The sequence below is a fragment of the Hallella absiana genome, from assembly GCF_025457485.1.
In the GTDB taxonomy this organism is placed as follows: domain Bacteria; phylum Bacteroidota; class Bacteroidia; order Bacteroidales; family Bacteroidaceae; genus Prevotella; species Prevotella absiana.
In genome coordinates this window covers 102,360-117,443 of the sequence record NZ_JAMXSP010000009.1, presented here as the reverse complement: position 1 = coordinate 117,443, position 15,084 = coordinate 102,360, and the positions used below count along the sequence as shown (strand labels likewise).

Genomic DNA, 15,084 nt, shown 5'->3' with positions numbered 1-15,084 from the left:
TATGCCACAGCAGCCAGCCGGCCACTGTGGCATAATTGTATGACAATATGTCAACTCAACACTGCTATTACTTAGCAGCCTCTGTCTCTTTGTTTTCCTCACTGCTCTCTGCCTCCTCGGGAGCCAAAGTAGCCTTGAAGTCGGAATAGCCGTTGGTGACCAGAATGTTGTACCACTGCAACAACTTCTTGATGTCGCTGTCGTGAACACGATCCTCGTCAAACTCGGGCAGCACCTCCTTGAAATATGCACGGAGTTCCTTGCCGGATACCTTCTTGTAGTTGATGGAGGCTTCCTTGCAGCCTTCCTTCTTGGCTACATTGTCCAGCACCTGCCACAAAGGCACATCATCACCGGTAGTGTACATGGCAATATCGCCCAGGCTGGTCACCTTGTCGGTAGCGAAGGCGGGCTGACGGCGATGTGTGGCATCAATAGCCTCAACGATCAGATTCATCTTACCACGACTTACCAACTTATACAATCCGGGCTTACCGGCAATCGATAATATTGTTTCCATTGTTTGCTAAAATTTTGCTTTGTTATGATGTTTATTGATTGATTTCTGTCTTGTGCATTCTCTTTATTACCAACAGAGCGCGTCACCCTCCTGCTGCTTACTGCCTACTGCCCCAACGCGCGAAGCATGTCATCAACCTGCCTGTCGAGATCAGCTTCACCGTCGTTCACGATCGTGTAGTCGCAACGACGTCTCACCTCTTCGGCCGGCAACTGGCTGTCGATCCACTGCATGGCTTTCTCGCGAGTAATATGGTCGCGGGCCATGATCCGGCGAACTCTCACCTCCAAAGGTGCGTCGACAAAGACGAAAGCATCGAAAGCCACACGACGGTCAAAGCCACTGTCGAAAAGGATAGCACTCTCCAGCCATGCACAGCCGCTCTGCTCGAAGTCCTGTGCCACTGCCGGATGCACAATGTTGTCGACAGCCTGCTTGTTCTCATCAGAGGCAAGCAGGAAACTCGCCAACACTCTCTTCTGCAAATCATGGCCTTGGTAGACATCGTCGCCCACGAGCTCACGCAACTGACGTTGCAAGACAGCGTCTGTGCGCATCAGCCGCTTGGCAGCAGCGTCACAGTCATAGACCTGCATGCCGCGTTGGGCAAGGAGACGACAGACAAAGCTCTTTCCGCTACCTATGCCACCGGTGATCGCGATTCTTTTCATTGCTGCTCTATGAGATAATCGACCTGGTTCATCTCAAGCCGGACATTGCTTACACCTCTCGGCCGTTGTGTGACGTAGAGATTGCATTTATCCGACGGGTGGGCTGAGATATCTTTGAAGTCCACCACCACACGGAAGTCACTGGCCTTGACTTGACGATAGAGACTGGCACCGACGGTAAACGTCACATTGACCCGCTGGGGGAATGTGCGGATGACTGTTCCGATGGGTCTGTTGATTGCTGTGATTGGCACTTCCATGGTCTCCTCGGTGAGGATGTCGGGAAACAGGGTGATTTTGACTTTTGCCGGTGTGATCTTTACGCCGTTGATAGGCCGGAGTCTGACCACTCTCGTCACCGTATCAGAGAAGTTGGTGATGCGGAGAAACTCTGTCATCACCGTCTCGATGCTGTCCAACTTGGCTTTGCTGGCATAGACCGTCACCTTGTCGGGCCAGAACTGCACATGAGAAAGATAATAGTCTTTGGCCGGCACAATGTTTCCCGCCAGACTCACCTTCACCTCTTTTTTCCGACCATAGTTGAAGTAGAAGTCCAACCGGTCGCTCTTGATACCCGAGATGGTAGACGAGGAGAAAAGTTGCTGCCTGATCTGCCGTTGGATGTCGACCATCGGTACAATGCCGTGTCCCGTCTCGCCGTCGGCATAAGTGTCGAACTTCAGCACTACCGGACGAAAGCGACGACTCGTGGCATAGCCCAAGAGCATAAAGCCCTTGTCGTGGACAGTCACACGCACCGTGTCGGTCAGCGGCGTGGTAATCACCACGTTCTTGGGCACTCCGACAAGGCGCACGGCGACCGGAAACTCTTCGTCATACGTCTCGTTGAGCGTCTCCATCAGCCAGAAGATGCCTGAGAGGAAGAGGAAGAATAAGAAAATCAGAAACTGCTTGTTCTTGGAACTGAACAAGAAGCTTCTGACCATATTGAGGAAAGACCCTATATTATGCATTAGGCTGCTGCTGAGCTGCGTCCTGGAAGACGTAGTTCTTATCAACCGAGATCACCACGCCACGTGCCACTTCAACCTCGACGACATTCTTCTCGTTGTCGAGACGCTTCACGGTGCCATAGACACCACCGCCGGTGACGACCTTAGATCCTTCCTGCAAAGAGTTCTGGAACTCGCGTATCTTTTTTTGTTTCTTCTGCTGGGGGCGAATCATGAAGAACCACATGATGGCGAAGAGTGCCACCAGCATGATGAGCATTCCACCGAAGCCGCCTCCTTGTTGAGCTGCCTGAGCAGCCAGTACCATTGTATTCATTTACTGTCTGATTAAAAGATGATTGTTTTGTTATGAATAGCCGCATACCCCATTGATGCCAGAGGCACGCTACACATTATTATATATAGTCTACATTATATATAGTCTACTCCTGCTCTTCGGGCTCTTCTGACGCTTTCGCTTCTGAAGGCTGAGCATCCTCGCTGTCTTCTTCAGGCTGGGGAGCCTCGACCGGCGCATCGTGATGGACAAAGCGCATGCGACCTGCCGACTGACCATTTCGACCCATCGGCTGATGATCGGGGCGTTCTGAGCGCTCAGGCATCTCTTTCATCATCTTACCGCTGTCGATCAGATGGCGGGCGATGGAGTCGAGCATGCCATTGATATATCCGCCACTGCGCGGAGTGGAATAGAGCTTAGCCAACTCCACATACTCGTTGATCGTCACCGACACCGGAATATTTGGGAAGGTGAGCATCTCTGCAATAGCGATCTGCATGATCACTACGTCCATATAGGCCAGACGCGAGAAATCCCAGTTGCGGGAAGCCTCACTCATGTAGTGCTGATACTCATCGGCATTGAGAATCGTGGAGCGGAAGAGTTTGCGGGCAAAGTCTTTGTCCTCGACATCCTTCCATTCCGGCAGCAGTTCCTGCTTGTTCTTGTTCTTCGGATCGAAGCGCTTGATGGTCTTCAGCACGAAGGTATCCACCACCTCCTTGTCGTCATTCCAATAGAGGCTCTTCTCCTCCAGCAGAGCGTCGAGATCGTCGTTGGTTTCGATAAACATCTTATAGAGCCGGCGCCACAGTTCACGATCTTCGTCGTAAGTCGTCTCGGGAGTTTTCATATACTCTTGATACAGCTCGCTCTGCTCGATCTGGTTGCACAGCTTACGGATGAACTCTATATCGTCTTTCCATGTGAGTTTCTTGTCCTCAAGGAACTCATTGAGCATCTTGTTCTCTTCCAGTTGAACCGCGAATTTGTTGAAAGCGAATTTGGGCGAGGCCGGCTGTGTGCCCTCACGCTCAGCACGCTGATTGAGCACATCGAGACGATGACGCTCCTCCTGCGTGATGGCGACCATCAGATCCAAGAGATAGTTGTACAAGTCGTATGCCTTGGAGAGGCTGAAAAGCAGTTCCTTCTCAGCTGCGTCCATATTCTTATTACCGTTTTGATAGTATGCATAGGTTAACTGGACTATCTTTATACGTATTAGTTCGCGATTAATCATTTTCTTCTATTCCGTCTTAAAACATGTTTTACGCTGCAAAAGTAGGGAAAATTCCGTGGATATGCAAGAAAGAGGTATCAAAAGACTATTTTTTTAGATAAACTTTGCACATTGCTTTGCTCAATTCAAATAAAAGCACTACCTTTGCACCGCTTTTCAGATTGATACATATTATTGATTCAGTGTGATGGCGAATTAATTAACGATTTAATTTAGAGTAACACAAATGAAAGAAATCAGCATTTCAGGTAAGAAGCGCGAGGCCCTTGGTAAGAAAGCTTCTAAAGCCCTTCGTAAGGAGGGAATGGTTCCCTGCAACCTCTATGGTGAGGAGCGCGTAGACGGCAAGCCAGTAGCATTGGCTTTTGCCTCTCCCTTCAGCGAGCTGCGCAAGCTCATCTACACTCCCCACATCTATGTCGTGAAGATCAACATCGACGGCACTGACCACACTGCTGTGCTCAAAGAGATCCAGTTCCACCCCGTCACAGACGCTCCTCTGCACGTCGACTTCTATGAGGTCAACGATCAGAAGCCTATCACCATCGGTATTCCTGTGAAGCTCGTAGGTCTGGCACAGGGTGTTCGCGACGGTGGCCGTATGAACCTCTCTATCCGTAAGATCAACGTTACTGCTCCTTACCAGCAGATTCCTGAGCACCTCGACGTCGACGTCACTGCTCTGCGCATTGGTAAGAGCATCAAGGTTGGCCAGCTCTCTTACGAGGGTCTGGAGCTCGCTACAGGCAAGGACGTGGTCGTTTGCTCCGTGAAGATGACACGTAACGCCAACGCCAGCGCAGCCAGCGACGACACTGACGCTTCTGCAGACGCAGAAGCTGACGCTGAGAGCAAGTAATCCATCTCTGTAGGTTACCGATATCGATAGACATTGGATAAGTATTTGATCTGTGGTCTGGGTAATCCCGGTGATGAATACGCCGGTACTCGCCACAATACAGGATTTATGGTATTGGACGCTTTTGCTAAAGCGTCCAATATTTGTTTTGAGGATCGCCGTTACGGCTTTGTGGCTGAGACGTCCCTGAAAGGCAGAAAGGTGTTCTTGCTCAAACCGACGACGTTTATGAACCTCAGCGGCAACGCCGTGCGCTATTGGCTCAACGAAGAGAAAATCGACCAAAGCCGGTTGCTCGTCGTCAGTGATGATGTGGCATTGCCCTTGGGCGATTTCCGGCTGAAAGCCAATGGAAGCAATGGAGGACACAATGGTCTGGGACATATCATGCAACTGATCGGCCAGAACTTCGCACGCCTGCGCGTGGGCATCGGCAACGACTATCCACGTGGCGGACAGATCGACTGGGTGCTCGGCCATTACTCCGACGACGACATGAAAGTGTTGCAGCCTACCATCGACATGGCAGTAGACATCATCAAGAGCTTTGTCCTCCAAGGCATCGACAACACGATGAACCAGTACAACAAACTGGGAAAAAAGCACTAAACAATGTTGAATGTGGAATGATGAATGAAGTCAACATTCATCATTCCACATTCAACATTCGTCATTGCAATCATTCATTCCTCATCATTCATCATTCAACATTGTATGAAAGATACTCTTCCTCAGCACGGTCCTTCGGCCCGCATCGACAAATGGCTTTGGGCAGCACGTGTTTATAAAACACGTTCCCTGGCAGTGGATGCTATCAAGAACAGCCGTGTGACCGTAGACGGAGCCAACGTAAAGCCAAGCCATATTGTTAAAGAGGGGCAGGTCGTCAGCGTGAAAAAACCGCCCATCACCTACTCTTTCCGCATTCTGGCTTGTATCGAACAGCGTGTTGGCGCCAAACTCATTCCGCAAGTCTACGAAAACGTCACGGATCCCAAGCAATATGAACTTTTGGAGATGAGCCGCATCAGCGGTTTCGTCGACAGAGCAAGAGGCACGGGACGCCCCACCAAAAAAGAGCGACGGGCCCTCGACGCCTTCATCGAGCCTGCCATGTTCGGCTTTGACGATGATGACGAGTGACAAACCGAAACATGAAGCGACACGCTCAAGCATGGCACACTCCCTTTACTCTTAACACGAAGTGTTGCACTCAAGAAGGAGCGCACCCTTTATCGAGCACGGTTTCAAGCCCAGAAGCTATTAGCCCCCCAGCGTGAGACTGACTGCATTTCCCATAGATGCCTGTGCGGCCGCTCCATGACGAATATCAGCAAAAAGAGGAGGCAATGACCACAAAACCGTCATTGCCTCCTCTTTTTGTTTTCTTCTATCTTAGCTGCCATCGTTATTCACAGCTGCTTGTCGCATTTTTTCCGTTGTTGGCTTCGGCCAGCATCTCCAGAGAGTTGCGCTCCCCTACTACCCAGATGATATCTCCGACCGTAAACTTACGCGAGGGACTAATCATGGTCAAGTTTTGCTGACCTTCCTCCACGCCCACTACCATGCAACTATAGCGGTCTCTGATGCCACTCTCACCAAGAGTCTTGCCCAAGAAAGCGCAGGAGCGCGACAGTACCATCTTTCTTAATTTCATCTCCCTTTCTTCTATATTCGGGTCTTCAGGCACCAGTTCTCCCTTGAGAGCCTTGCCAAATGCCTGCAGCTGCTCATCGCTGCCGATAGCCTGGAGACGGTCACCCGGGAAGATGATGTCATCACCGCCGGGGATGTTGATGCGCTGATGGCCACGCAGGATGCTGCTCACGTGTACACCATAGCGCGTGCGGAACTGTAACTGGCGCAAAGACTGTCCCGCCCATGCGCTGTCCTCGGGCACATCGAAATCCGACACATGGATATCGCGCTCCAAGAGATGATCGCCATACAACGGACGGCGCTTGCCCTGAACCTGGGCTTCTATCTCTCGACTGCGAAGGTTCTGAACGAAGAGACGCTCCAAGGCGATGGACCGCTTCTTCATCCTGCGTGACAAGACGATCAGCGTCAGCACCACCAAAGCCAGCGTGATGACAACGGCATTGGCGAAGCGGGCCAGATAGTTGCAGATATAGAACAGAAAGGCAGCAGCGATCACGACACGTGCAAGAACGGTGAACAGCAGCGGCAGACGGTTCATACGACTCTGAACCCACAGCGTCCTGAACTCCTCGCTATGGTTATGTTTCATCACGATGGCACGCAGGAAAGGTGCCAACAACAGCAGCAACAGCACACCACACACGCCATTGGCCCACCAGTGGGGCAGTAAATGACGAAAGAAGGGCAAGGCAAAGGACAGCATCACGGCAGTCACGGCCATGCACAGAATGGTGTAGACCAAGGTAGAGACTGCCATCTTGGTGAGCAAACGTTTCCAGTTGCTCTGCTCCTCTACCGTGTTTTGATGAGCCTGACCGAAGTGGTTGAGCCGACGAATCCACCGCTTGGGCAGGACATGCTCCAGGCCGTCGTAGCAGGGTACAGCGGCACGGATCATGTAAGGAGTCAGGAACGTGGTGATGACCGAGACTGCCACGACAACAGGATAGAGAAAGTTGCTGATCACACCGAGCGAGAGTCCAAGTGAGGCGATGATGAAGGCAAACTCACCAATCTGTGCCATCGAGAAGCCACAGCGCATGGCTGTCTTCAACGGCTGACCACTGAGCATGAAACCCAGCGTGCCGAAGATGCCCTGTCCAACAAGGATGGTCACCACCAATGCGGCAATAGGCAGGGCGTAGTCCACGAGCACACTGGGCTCGACAAGCATACCTACCGACACGAAGAAGATGGCGCCGAAGAGATTCTTCACCGGTTCCACCAACCGCTCGATCTTGTCAGCTTCGATCGTCTCCGCCAAAATGCTGCCCATGACAAAGGCACCGAAGGCTGAGCTGAAGCCGACAGCGGTGGAGATCCACGCCATCAGACAGCAAAGACCCAAGGCCACGATGACCATCGTCTCGTCGGTCATCAGCCGGCGTGTCTGCCGCAGAAAGGTGGGAACGATGAAAAGACCGACAACAAACCACAGCACGAGGAAGAAGCCTATCTTCAACACCGAATCGAGCATCTGCCCGCCATTGGGATCACTGCCACTGGCAATAGCCGACAGCATCACCATCATGACGATGGCAAGGATGTCCTCAAGAATGAGTACACTCATCACCAGCGAAGCAAAGCCCTGCTGACGGAGATCCATGTCGTCGAAGGCCTTGTAGATGATTGTCGTCGACGACATGGCAAGCATACCGCCAAGGAAGATGCAGTCGTAATGGTTCCAATGGAAGAGATGCCCCACACTGATGCCTAAGATGATCATGCTGAAGACGATCGACAAGGCCGCGATGACCGGTGCCATGCCCATCTTAAGGATCTTCTTGAACGAGAAGTCGAGACCCAAAGAGAACAACAGGAAGAGCACGCCTATGTCTGCCCACGTCTGGATATCGTGTTTGTCAAGTATCGACATGGTGTAAGGCATGTGGGGACTCACTAAGAATCCGGCTACAATATAGCCCAGCACAAGCGGCTGCTTAAGTTTCTTAAACAGTAATGTAACGGCTCCGGCAACTACAAGAATAAGTGCCAAGTCTTTGACCAGATTGGGAAGTTCAGACATCTATAATATATAAATAGGAGTGATCCCCGCCTTTCCCACAACAAGGAGAAAAACGAGATAAGACAGAATACAGAGGAAATGTGCCGACAACACAAGGTCTTGAATGGAGAAGCGCCATGCCTCTCCATTCAAAAACAAGTTATTAGTCGTTGAACGTACCGGCTATCTGGCAAATCTTCACGATGACATCCACGGCTTTGTTCATCACTTGGATGGAGACAAACTCATAGGGCCCATGGAAGTTCACACCACCGGCAAAGATGTTGGGGCAAGGCAGTCCACGGAAACTCAACTGTGCACCATCGGTGCCGCCACGGATAGGCTCCACCTTCGGTGTGACACCACTCTCCTGCATAGCCTTCAGGACGATGTCGATCACATACATCTTGGGATCAATTTTCTCCTTCATATTGTAGTACTGATCCTTGATGTCTACCTTCACCGTGCCTTCGCCATACTTCTCATTCATCTCCTTGGCAATGTTCTCCATGAAGTCTTTACGGTCTTCAAACTTGCGACGGTCGTGATCGCGAATGATATAGCTCAATTTGGCCTGCTCGCAATGGCTCTCGATGCCCAGCAGATGATAGAAGCCCTGATAGCCTTCTGTAGTCTCAGGTATGTCAGTCTCCGGGATGTGAGCATTGAACTCGCAAGCCAGGCGGCTGGCGTTGACCATCTTACCCTTGGCATATCCTGTGTGCACACTGCATCCCTTAATGGTCACCTTAGCCGATGCTGCATTAAAGTTTTCATATTCCAGATCACCGATATCACCGCCGTCCATCGTATAAGCCCAGTCACATCCAAACTTCTCCACATCGAAATGGTGGGCGCCCATGCCGATCTCCTCGTCGGGATTGAAGGCAACACGTATCTTGCCGTGCTCGATTTCCTTGTGATCCCGCAGGTAGCACATGGCCTGAACGATCTCTGCGATGCCGGCCTTGTCATCAGCGCCAAGCAGCGTAGTGCCGTCGGTGACAATCAGGTCTTCGCCCTTGTGGGCAAGCAGCTCTGGAAATTTCTTAGGAGAAGAAATGATGCCCGATGACAACTCAATGTCGCCTCCATCGTAGTTTTTCACGATACGGGCCTTGATATTTGCGCCACTTGCATCCAGCGCCGTATCGTAGTGAGAGATGAAGCCAATGGTCGGCGTCTCCTTTTTCGTGTTGGCAGGCAGGGTAGCGTAGATATAGCCCATGTCATCCATCTCGACGTCTTCGAGGCCTTCGCTCTCAAGTTCCTCCTTAAGATATTTGGCGAAGATAAGTTGTTTGGCGGTACTCGGCACGGTCTGAGAGTCCTCGGCCGACTGTGTATCGAACTTTGTGTAATTGATAAATCTTTCTGTTATGTCCATTTTAGATATAATACTGGTTTCTCATATTTTATTCGCAAAGATAAGGAAATTAAGTCATATTGCAAAGACTTTAGCAGTTTTTAAAGACAGAAGGACGTAAAGAGAGGGGGGAAACAAGATTTGACCCGACAAAAACTGCCGTCGGAAGTGTAAAAACAAACAATGCGCTCCGCTGTTCCTTGGAACGGCGGAGCGCAAAAGTGTGACCTCGGTGGGACTCAAACCCGCGACACTCAGAACCGGAATCTGATGCTCTATTCAACTGAGCTACGAGGCCATATTCTTTATTATCGTTCTGCAAAGGTAAGCAATATTTTCGCTATTACCAAATTTTCAACTTAAAAAAAAAACAATGCTTCTATCGGATTCCTTCTGTCGGGAAACAAGGAGCTCACATTGTGTAAGTCAAACTGCTTATGCCTTGACAACTGACAGAAGAGCAAAGACCAATATTTACTATTTGAAAAATTAATTTGCCTTTTGCTTGCATATTTATAATTAATAGCGTAACTTTGCAGCAGAATAGAAGAAAATTCTATTGTAGAAGATACATATTCATATCACTATACGACAATATTAACATAATCATCATATAATGAGCAAACTTATCAAGCCAACAGGCTACAAGGCCCTGCTCGACAAACATCAGACAGAACAGGGTATCAAACAGATCAAGGAGTTCTTCCAGCAAAACCTCGCCACTGAGCTGAGGTTGAGCCGTGTCACCGCCCCGCTCTTCGTCTTGCAGGGTCTGGGTATCAACGACGACCTCAACGGCGTAGAGCGCCCTGTCACCTTCCCTATCAAGGACATGGGTGAGGCAAAGGCTGAGGTCGTGCACTCCCTGGCTAAATGGAAGCGACTGACACTGGCAGAATACAATATACAGCCGGGCTACGGCATCTACACCGACATGAACGCCATACGCGCCGACGAGGAGATGGACAACCTCCACTCGCTCTATGTCGACCAATGGGACTGGGAGGCTGTCATCGAGAAGGGTGACCGCACGATTGCTTTCCTGGAGAATGTGGTGCGCCGCATCTATGCTGCTATCCTGCGCACAGAGTTCCTGGCATGCGAAAGCTATCCCCAGTTGAAACCCTTCCTGCCGCGCGATATCCACTTCATCCACAGCCAGGACTTACTCGACATGTATCCCAACCTCTCTCCCCACGAGCGTGAGGATGCCATCTGCAAGAAGTACGGTGCCGTGTTTGTGGAAGGTATCGGTGGAAAGCTCTCCGACGGAAAGAAGCACGATGGACGCGCTCCCGACTACGACGACTGGTCGACAGTGGCAGAGAACGGCAAGGCCGGCCTCAACGGCGACATCCTCATCTGGTATCCTGTGCTTGGCCGCTCGTTTGAGATCAGTTCTATGGGTATCCGTGTGGACAAGGAAGCATTGCTGCGCCAGTTGAAGATAGAAGGTAAGGAAGAGCGCGAGAAACTCTTTTTCCACCGTCAGCTCCTCGACGGCAAGCTGCCGCTGAGCATCGGTGGCGGTATCGGACAGAGCCGTCTGTGCATGGTCATGCTCCACAAAGCGCATATCGGTGAGATACAAGCCAGCATCTGGCCCGAGGACATGAGAAAGGAATGCGAGGAACTCGGCATGCCACTCATCTAAAAGATACAACAATAAAAGTTGCACACTGCTTAGGTCGTGTGCGCAAAAAAGAAGGTTCTATATTTAAGAAACCTTAATATCAGTAGCTCTCTGTTCTATAATCCGTCTTTTTTGGCTATATTTGTGGTAAATAAAAGAGTATGATTATGGAGCAGAGAGTGATTATTTCCAAACATTTGCAAACTGAAGTAGCCACAGCTATTTCAGAATGTGAGCACGATAAGATTTTTGTTCTTACCGACGAGACCACCCACGAGAAATGTTGGCCTGTGCTTGCCAAGCAGTTTGGCTTGCGCAATGCTTACGTCATCACCATCCAGTCGACGGACAGCCATAAGGATCTCACCTCGCTGTCGCACGTTTGGAAGGAGCTCGGTGACCATGGAGCCACACGTCACTCACTGCTCATCAACCTCGGTGGAGGCATGGTGACGGACTTGGGCGGCTTCGCGGCCTCTACCTTCAAACGTGGCATTGACTTCATCAACCTCCCGACAACACTGCTCGCTATGGTAGACGCCTCGGTAGGCGGTAAGACGGGTATCAACTTCAACGGACTGAAAAACGAGATCGGTGTGTTCAACAATGCGCGCTTCGTCATCCTCGACACTGAGTTCCTGCGTACACTCGATGATGAGAACATCCGTTCGGGCTATGCCGAGATGCTCAAGCATGGTCTCATCTCCGACGAGAAGCACTGGGCGGAATTGCTCAACTTCGACTTGGATCACCCTGACCTGAAGCAACTACAAACCATGCTGGCCTACTCTGTGAACGTCAAGAAGCGCATCGTGAAGAAAGATCCTCACGAGAAGGACATCCGCAAGGCACTGAATCTCGGTCACACCTTCGGACACGCCTTTGAGGCCTTCTCGCTCGACACACCCGGCAAGGAGCCCCTACTCCACGGCTATGCGGTAGCCTTTGGCCTCATCTGTGAACTCTATCTTTCTTCTGTACTCACCGGGTTCCCGACGGACAAGATGCGGCAGACTGTGCAGTTCATCCGTGAAAACTACGGTTCGTTTGACTTCAGTTGCGATGACTACGATCAGCTCATCGAACTCATGCACCACGACAAGAAGAACACGGGCACCACGATCAACTTCACACTCTTGGCAGGCATCGGTGACATACGCATCAACCAAACAGCCTCCGACGAGCTCATCAAGGAAGCTCTCGACTTCTTCCGGGAAGGGTAACATTTAAAAGGCAATTAAAGGATATGGCAGAAAGCAAACAAGAAACAGAGTTAGTAGAATGTGACTTTCGCAATACCGAGCAACGTGGACAGTATTTCACGCTGCTCGGACAATATATGATACACCCGATGGGAGGCATGGAGCGCGGACTCAACAACGATGAACAACAGCGATTGGCAACGTACATGACTCAACATCCCGACGCACATTGCTTTCTCCTTCGTCGGGGGAAAGAATATGTGGGATTGTCGACGTGCTACGAAGTTTTCTCTACTTTCCATGCGATGCCCTATCTCTACATCCACGACATCTTTGTTGGAGTTGAATACCGCAACGAAGGCTTAGGCTCTCTGCTCATCCAAAAGTTAATAGATTGGGCCCGTCAACACCACTGTTGCAAACTCACTCTCGAAGTCAGAGCCGACAACCTACCGGCTCGCCGTATTTATGCCAAAGCAGGGTTCAAGGACGTAGAACCTCCCATGTCGTTTTGGACAAAGGATTTGCTGGAATAAGAGCAACAAGTCTTTATTTGTTACTCTCTTTCTCCGCCGTCCGTTTTTTCTCCTCCATTGCCTGTCTGTAGGCATTGACAATAGGATCCCCGTCGCCCTTGTCCATTTCCTTGAACACCTCGCGTGTCTTCCGAAGGTGTTTCATGTCGCGACGGTACCGTTTGTCGAGCATCTTCGCAAAGTCGAACGTAACAACGAGGCCAACACCCGCTGGGGCAGACGTGTGTGCTGGAGCTTCCTTCTTGAGAGCATCGTCGACTCCGTCAAGTGCCGAGAGTCTATGGTCTCCCCATATGGTAACCTCAGAAAGCCGATGAAAATTAGGAAGCAAGAATGTAGAATCCTTGGCCTCGCCCGTCAACAGACGTTCTGTCAAATACTTCGCATGACTGACAGAGAGTGTGTCAAATTGGGCAGGAATGTAGCAGATGCCACGATAGTTGGTGGTATCGCGATAGCCCGATTTCGTGCTGACAATGGCGCCACGTACAGGCACATGCGTCTCCATGTCGGCAACAACAAGCCTGCGCAATTGAGACTGTACCCTTGGATTTTGCTGGAGAAACGGGACATACTTCGCATCTTGCGCATATAGGGTGGCAGGGACATATAATAATAGGTGTAACAACAGCTGCTTCATCATACTGATGTCTATTTGCTCTCAGTCTTACTCTCCGTCGCCCGTTTTTTCTCCTCCATTGCCTCTTTATAGGCTTTCACGATGGGATCCTCATCGTCCTTGTCCATCTCCTTGAAGATCTCGCGCGTCTTCCGCAGATGCTTCATGTCGCGACGGTAGCGTTTGTCAAGTATCTTAGCAAAGTCAAAACCCAAGCCGCCTCTCGTATTTTCTCTAAAGATCTGTCGAACTTGTTCTGTCAGCCCCTTTGACACTGACGGCGTTCCATCGCCCCATACGGTCACCTCACTGATCTGGTGGCTATTTGGAATGAGATACGTAGTGTCCTTGATTTCTTTTGCCGTCAGTCGCTCCGTGAGATATTTACCGTGACTGACCGACAGCGTGTCAAACTGCACTGGAATATAGCAGATGCCCCGGTAGTTGGTGGTGTCGCGATAGCCCGACTTCGTGCTGACGACAGCATCACGCACGGGCACACGCGTCTCCATGTCAGCCACCACGAACTTACGCAACTGCGGCTTCAACATCTCTTTCTGCTGCACAACTTGACCTGTCTTCTCCTCTTGGGCAGAAAGAGCTAATGGGACATATAATAATAGGTATAAGAGCATCTGCTTCATCATCGGACTCCTTATTTATATATAAACAACAAGTTACTTTCCGGCAACCTTCACCACTTCCGGCCAATCGGCCAGAAACGCCTCTATCGACGGATAGAGCACGTCAGCACCCTCGTCTGTCAGTGCCTTGTCGGGCAGAGGGCCACTGTTAATCGCCACGGTGAACATCTCCGCAGCCTTACCGGCACGCACGCCGAGGGGGGCATTCTCCACGACGATGGCCTGACGCGGGTCGGCATATCCTGCCTTTCGCATACCTTGAAGATAAGGATCAGGATAAGGCTTTCCACGCTTCACATCGTAGGCTGACGTAATGTGCTCGCGGACGAGATAGTCGCTGAAGTCTGTCAACAACTTATCAATGAGCGGACGCTGACCACTGCCTGTCACCACGTTGACGCTCATCCCAGACGTTTGGATAGCCTGCATGAGCGGCTTCACACCTGGGAAGATAGGAGCCTCACCCATCTCGTGGAAGATACGCGTCTTCTCGTCGTACATCTTCTGTGCCTGTTCCAGCGTGATCTCCTCGTGCTTTTGCAGGAGGAAGAAGTGACGAATGGTGTCAATGCCGCGTGCACCTTCTGTGGCGTAGGCGTCAGCTGCCGTCATCGTGATGCCAAACTCCGCCATCGACTGTTGCCAGGCAATAGCGTGATGGGGCATGGAGTCGTAAAGAACACCATCCATATCAAACAAGACACAGCGAAAGCCCTTCCAGACATTCTGCCCGGGATGACTCTCCTGCATCTTGGATAAGTATCTCTCGATTGCTTTTCTTATATCTTGCATCGATTATGATTATAAAGGTATCGCAAAATCCCCTCTCCCCCCTTTAGGGAGAGGGATTAGGGAAGAGGGTCT

At 50.8% G+C, this 15,084-nt stretch carries 16 protein-coding genes and 1 tRNA gene; 6 read left to right on the top strand and 11 right to left on the bottom strand.

Translation table 11 applies throughout. The features are described from left to right. Nucleotides 1-67: 67 nt before the first annotated feature. The 5 genes from NG346_RS06570 to nusB all read right to left on the bottom strand — a co-directional run bounded on the left by NG346_RS06570 (nt 68) and on the right by nusB (nt 3,691). Nucleotides 68-520 (bottom strand): DUF5606 family protein, encoded by a 453-nt coding sequence (locus NG346_RS06570; RefSeq protein WP_262279281.1) that lies wholly within the window; start codon nt 518-520, stop codon nt 68-70. 104 nt (nt 521-624) lie between these two features. After that, nucleotides 625-1,191 (bottom strand): dephospho-CoA kinase, encoded by a 567-nt coding sequence (gene coaE / locus NG346_RS06565; protein ID WP_262279280.1) that lies wholly within the window; start codon nt 1,189-1,191, stop codon nt 625-627. Beyond that, the gene (locus NG346_RS06560) at nt 1,188-2,141 is read right to left on the bottom strand and encodes a YbbR-like domain-containing protein (protein ID WP_262279279.1); all 954 of its coding nucleotides are present in this window, start codon (nt 2,139-2,141) and stop codon (nt 1,188-1,190) included. The genes coaE and NG346_RS06560 overlap by 4 nt, the downstream gene beginning before the upstream one ends. 19 nt (nt 2,142-2,160) lie before the next feature. Further along, nucleotides 2,161-2,484 (bottom strand): preprotein translocase subunit YajC, encoded by a 324-nt coding sequence (yajC, locus tag NG346_RS06555; protein WP_262279278.1) that lies wholly within the window; start codon nt 2,482-2,484, stop codon nt 2,161-2,163. A 106-nt stretch (nt 2,485-2,590) separates the two neighbouring features. After that, nucleotides 2,591-3,691, bottom strand: coding sequence for a transcription antitermination factor NusB (gene nusB, locus NG346_RS06550; protein WP_262279277.1), 1,101 nt, complete (start codon nt 3,689-3,691; stop codon nt 2,591-2,593). 226 nt (nt 3,692-3,917) lie between these two features. Between nusB and NG346_RS06545 the strand changes: the two genes are divergently transcribed. The 3 genes from NG346_RS06545 (at nt 3,918) to NG346_RS06535 (ending at nt 5,693) form a co-directional block, all read left to right on the top strand. Further along, nucleotides 3,918-4,550 carry a 50S ribosomal protein L25/general stress protein Ctc gene (locus tag NG346_RS06545; RefSeq protein WP_262279276.1) on the top strand — a complete coding sequence of 211 codons (633 nt, stop codon included), beginning with the start codon at nt 3,918-3,920 and terminating at the stop codon, nt 4,548-4,550. Nucleotides 4,551-4,583: 33 nt separating this feature from the next. Beyond that, nucleotides 4,584-5,159, top strand: a complete 576-nt coding sequence (gene pth / locus NG346_RS06540) for an aminoacyl-tRNA hydrolase (protein WP_262279275.1) — start codon at nt 4,584-4,586, stop codon at nt 5,157-5,159. A 105-nt stretch (nt 5,160-5,264) separates the two neighbouring features. Continuing rightward, complete coding sequence (locus NG346_RS06535) at nt 5,265-5,693, top strand: RNA-binding S4 domain-containing protein (RefSeq protein ID WP_262279274.1); 429 nt, start codon at nt 5,265-5,267, stop codon at nt 5,691-5,693. 265 nt (nt 5,694-5,958) lie between these two features. On the opposite strand, the gene NG346_RS06530 is transcribed toward NG346_RS06535, so the two are convergent. From NG346_RS06530 to NG346_RS06520, 3 genes are all read right to left on the bottom strand, one after another. Continuing rightward, nucleotides 5,959-8,241 carry a cation:proton antiporter gene (locus tag NG346_RS06530; RefSeq protein WP_154533003.1) on the bottom strand — a complete coding sequence of 761 codons (2,283 nt, stop codon included), beginning with the start codon at nt 8,239-8,241 and terminating at the stop codon, nt 5,959-5,961. Between the two features lie 142 nt (nt 8,242-8,383). Then, nucleotides 8,384-9,607: a peptidase T gene (gene pepT, locus NG346_RS06525; RefSeq protein ID WP_262279273.1), complete on the bottom strand. Its 1,224-nt coding sequence runs from the start codon at nt 9,605-9,607 to the stop codon at nt 8,384-8,386. 203 nt (nt 9,608-9,810) lie between these two features. Beyond that, nucleotides 9,811-9,884: transfer RNA gene (locus tag NG346_RS06520), tRNA-Arg, on the bottom strand. Between the two features lie 318 nt (nt 9,885-10,202). On the opposite strand from NG346_RS06520, the gene asnA reads away from it, so the two are divergent. From asnA to NG346_RS06505, 3 genes are all read left to right on the top strand, one after another. Next, complete coding sequence (gene asnA, locus NG346_RS06515) at nt 10,203-11,240, top strand: aspartate--ammonia ligase (RefSeq protein ID WP_262279272.1); 1,038 nt, start codon at nt 10,203-10,205, stop codon at nt 11,238-11,240. A 146-nt stretch (nt 11,241-11,386) separates the two neighbouring features. Then, complete coding sequence (gene aroB / locus NG346_RS06510) at nt 11,387-12,442, top strand: 3-dehydroquinate synthase (protein WP_262279271.1); 1,056 nt, start codon at nt 11,387-11,389, stop codon at nt 12,440-12,442. A gap of 23 nt (nt 12,443-12,465) precedes the next feature. Next, nucleotides 12,466-12,957, top strand: a complete 492-nt coding sequence (locus NG346_RS06505; RefSeq protein WP_262279270.1) for a GNAT family N-acetyltransferase — start codon at nt 12,466-12,468, stop codon at nt 12,955-12,957. A gap of 13 nt (nt 12,958-12,970) precedes the next feature. Here the strand turns inward: NG346_RS06505 and NG346_RS06500 are convergent, their stop codons facing one another. The 3 genes from NG346_RS06500 to NG346_RS06490 are packed head-to-tail and all read right to left on the bottom strand — an operon-like array spanning nt 12,971 to nt 14,970. Next, complete coding sequence (locus NG346_RS06500) at nt 12,971-13,600, bottom strand: hypothetical protein (RefSeq protein ID WP_262279269.1); 630 nt, start codon at nt 13,598-13,600, stop codon at nt 12,971-12,973. An 8-nt stretch (nt 13,601-13,608) separates the two neighbouring features. Continuing rightward, nucleotides 13,609-14,223: a hypothetical protein gene (locus NG346_RS06495; protein WP_262279268.1), complete on the bottom strand. Its 615-nt coding sequence runs from the start codon at nt 14,221-14,223 to the stop codon at nt 13,609-13,611. A 30-nt stretch (nt 14,224-14,253) separates the two neighbouring features. Further along, entirely contained in the window at nt 14,254-14,970 is a 717-nt protein-coding gene (locus NG346_RS06490) for an HAD family hydrolase (protein WP_262279267.1), read from the bottom strand. Nucleotides 14,971-15,084 lie beyond the last annotated feature (114 nt).